This window comes from Pseudonocardia pini (assembly GCF_013870575.1).
Taxonomy (GTDB): Bacteria; Actinomycetota; Actinomycetes; order Mycobacteriales; family Pseudonocardiaceae; genus Pseudonocardia; species Pseudonocardia pini.
Genome location: NZ_JACBXB010000720.1, coordinates 1 through 2,835 on the forward strand (window position 1 = coordinate 1; position 2,835 = coordinate 2,835).

Below are 2,835 nucleotides of genomic sequence, written 5' to 3' on the forward strand. Positions count from 1 at the left end.
TCGAGCCCAGCGGCGTCACGACGACGCCGTACCCCGGGGACTCGGCGGCCGCGCGGATCCCGGCCAGCACACCGGACAGGACCGAGTCCGGCGTCCGGACCGGCTCGGTGGCGAGCCGGTCGACGGCGGACCAGAGCCTGCGGTACTCGCCGAGCGCCGCCTGGCAGTGGGGGCAGTCCTCCTGGTGCGCGGTGCGCTCGTCCCGGCCCTCGGCGACCTGGGCCAGCAGGTCGTCGACGAGGGCGCCGCAGGTGAGCCGGTCCGGGGTCATGTCCATTCCCTGAGCTGGACGAGGAGAGCGTGCCGGGCGCGGGCGAGGCGACCGCGCACGGTGGACTCGGACAGTCCGAGGATCTCGCCGATGGCGTGGTAGCCGAGCTGTTCGCTCTGGTGGAGCACGAACACCGTACGCAGGTCGGGCGGCAGCGCCGCGACGGCCCGGGCGGCGGCGTCGGCGTGGGCGTGCGCCACGGCGGCGTCCTCGGGCCCGGTCCTGGTCACCGGCTCGTGCGTCTCGAGGGTCTCCGTGCGCCGACGGCGACGCTCGAAGTTGAGGCTGCGATTGATGGCGATGCGGTAGAGCCAGGTGGTGAACGCGGACTGTCCCGCGAACCCGGCCAACGCCGACCACACCTGCACGAACACCTCCTGGGCCACGTCCTCGGCGTCCGCGGGATCGCCCAGGATCCGCAGGGCGATGCGGTACACGCGGCCCTGGTGCCTGCGCACCAGGACCTCGTAGGCCTCGGGATCCCCGCTGCGGGCCCGGCCGACCAGCCAGGCGTCGGCCGCCGGGTCGTCGCCACTGCTCACGGACCGGGGCGTCCTGGTGGTGGCATGGATCGGACCCTGCCACAGGAGCAGACCCGCCGCTCCTCCGACGAGAAGTGTGACCCAGGTCACTTAGTCGTGACGGCCGGGGCCGAGGCCGTGTCCAACCATCATGAGCGCACCGATCACCGACGCGAAGCCGTCGGCCCCGTCCGGTTCCACCCCGTCGAGCTCGGCCCAGTCCGGTTCGGCGCTGTCGTCGGCGTTGAGCAGCGACCACGGCCGCACCCAGATCGCCGAGACCGTCGTCTCGAAGATCGCCGGGCTCGCCGCCCGTGAGGTCAACGGCGTGTACAAGCTCGGCGGCGGCGCCGCACGGGCGTTCGGCGCCATCCGCGAGCGCATCCCCGGCGGCACCACCAACGCGGGCCAGGGCGTCACGGTCGAGGTCGGCGAGACCCAGGCCGCGGTCGACCTCGACCTGGCCGTGGAGTACGGCGTGGCGATCGTCGACCTGGCGAAGGCCGTGCGCCGCAACGTGATCACCTCGCTCGAACGGATGACCGGGCTCGAGGTCGTCGAGGTCAACATCAGCGTCAACGACGTGCACCTGCCCTCCGACGACGACGAGCAGGCCGACGACTCCGGCCGGGACCAGCGGGAATCGCGCGTCCAATGACGGTTCCGGCCGAGCCGCAGGCCCTCCTCGACCTCGACCTGCTCGCCGCCGCCGCGCTGGCCTGCCCGCTGGTGGCCGACCTGCACCCGGGCCCCTACGGCGAGGTGGCGACCTACCTGCCCGGGCGCCGCATCGTCGGGGTCCGCGCTTCGGCGACCGCGGTCGAGATCCATGTCGTGGCCGTGCTGGCGCCGAGCATGACCCTCGTCGCGGACCAGGTCCGGGCCGCGGTCCGGCCGTGGTCCGGGGGGCTGCCGGTCGACGTCACGGTGGAGGACGTCCTCGTGCCGGGAGACGAGCCGCCGCGACCCGAACCCGTGGTGCCGGAGCCTGTGGTGCCCGGGCCTGTGGTGCCCGAGCCGGTGGTGGCCGAGCCCGCCCCCGAGATCGTCGAGATCGTGGAGATCGACGAGCCGGCACCCACCACGACCGGCACGGCATCCGCGGTCACCGTGGACGTCACCCCCGCGGCCGACGGTCGACCGACCGCGGTGTCCGTGGAGGTCGAGGGTGACACCCCCGTGGTGGTCCGCGTCGATCCCACCGATCCCACCGAACCGCCCGGACACCCGTCCGGCGGCGACGACCTGAAGGAGACCCTCCCGTGAACGCGACCCTGCTCGGCCTGATCGCCGGGCTCACCCTCGGTATCGCCCTCGCCTTCGGCGGGTTCGCCGCCTTCGTCGTGGTCCTGCTGTTCGGCGCGGTCGGCCTCGGTGTCGGCCGCTACCTCGACGGGCGCCTCGACGTCTCGATGTTCACCGGCCGCAGCCGCGACCGGGCCCCGCGGTGAGTACCGCGGCACCTCTGGTGGAGGGCGGTGGTCCGGGCACCACCACGATCGACGACGCGGTGGTGGAGAAGATCGCGGCCCGGGCCATCGGTGAGGTCGCGGACGTCGGTGGGGTGGCCCAGCGCGTTCTCGGCATCCCGCTCGGCACCGACACCCCGGATCGCGCACCCCGGGTCCGGGCCCGGGTCGACAGCTCGATCGTCACCCTCGACGTCACGCTCTCGGTGACCTACCCGGCGCCCGTCGGGCGGGTGACCCGGGAGGTCCGCGAGCACGTGACCGAGCGGATCACCGCGTTGACCGGGCTCGCCACCCGTCAGGTCGACATCACGGTGACCGCACTCCACCGCCCGCAGGCGCCCGGCCGGACCGTCGCATGATCCGCCGACCCCGCCGCGTCGTCCCGGCCACGATCGTCGCGGTCCTGCTGCTGGCGGCCGCGGTGCTGCTCGGGTGGGCCTGCGTCCAGGTGCTGCTCGGCCAGACCCCGATCCTGCCCTTCACCGCCATGGCGGAGTGGGGTGCGCGAGCGACGTGGGCGGACGTGGTCGTGCTGGTCGGCGGCGGCGTGCTCGCCGCCCTCGGCATCGTG

Annotated in this window: 6 protein-coding genes and 1 pseudogene; 5 read left to right on the plus strand and 2 right to left on the minus strand. The window is 73.9% G+C overall.

Features of this window, described 5'->3' with window-relative positions; all coding sequences use genetic code 11:
* Window positions 1-271, minus strand: a 271-nt coding sequence (locus H5J29_RS27760) for an anti-sigma factor (protein WP_512700145.1), incomplete at its 3' end; no start/stop codon positions are given.
* Window positions 268-813 carry an RNA polymerase sigma factor gene (locus H5J29_RS27765; RefSeq protein WP_181783945.1) on the minus strand — a complete coding sequence of 182 codons (546 nt, stop codon included), beginning with the start codon at window positions 811-813 and terminating at the stop codon, window positions 268-270. The genes H5J29_RS27760 and H5J29_RS27765, both read right to left, overlap by 4 nt.
* A gap of 130 nt (window positions 814-943) precedes the next feature.
* Between H5J29_RS27765 and H5J29_RS27770 the strand changes: the two genes are divergently transcribed.
* The 5 genes and pseudogenes from H5J29_RS27770 to H5J29_RS27790 all read left to right on the plus strand — a co-directional run.
* Window positions 944-1,450 carry an Asp23/Gls24 family envelope stress response protein gene (locus tag H5J29_RS27770; protein ID WP_181783946.1) on the plus strand — a complete coding sequence of 169 codons (507 nt, stop codon included), beginning with the start codon at window positions 944-946 and terminating at the stop codon, window positions 1,448-1,450.
* Window positions 1,447-2,058 carry a hypothetical protein gene (locus H5J29_RS34475; protein WP_220188023.1) on the plus strand — a complete coding sequence of 204 codons (612 nt, stop codon included), beginning with the start codon at window positions 1,447-1,449 and terminating at the stop codon, window positions 2,056-2,058. The genes H5J29_RS27770 and H5J29_RS34475 overlap by 4 nt, the downstream gene beginning before the upstream one ends.
* Window positions 2,055-2,243: a hypothetical protein gene (locus tag H5J29_RS27780; protein WP_181783947.1), complete on the plus strand. Its 189-nt coding sequence runs from the start codon at window positions 2,055-2,057 to the stop codon at window positions 2,241-2,243. The genes H5J29_RS34475 and H5J29_RS27780 overlap by 4 nt, the downstream gene beginning before the upstream one ends.
* A 17-nt stretch (window positions 2,244-2,260) precedes the next feature.
* Complete coding sequence (locus tag H5J29_RS27785; protein WP_312858448.1) at window positions 2,261-2,623, plus strand: Asp23/Gls24 family envelope stress response protein; 363 nt, start codon at window positions 2,261-2,263, stop codon at window positions 2,621-2,623.
* Window positions 2,620-2,835 (plus strand): annotated as a pseudogene (locus H5J29_RS27790) (DUF6286 domain-containing protein); the annotation flags it as partial. The gene H5J29_RS27785 and the pseudogene H5J29_RS27790, both read left to right, overlap by 4 nt.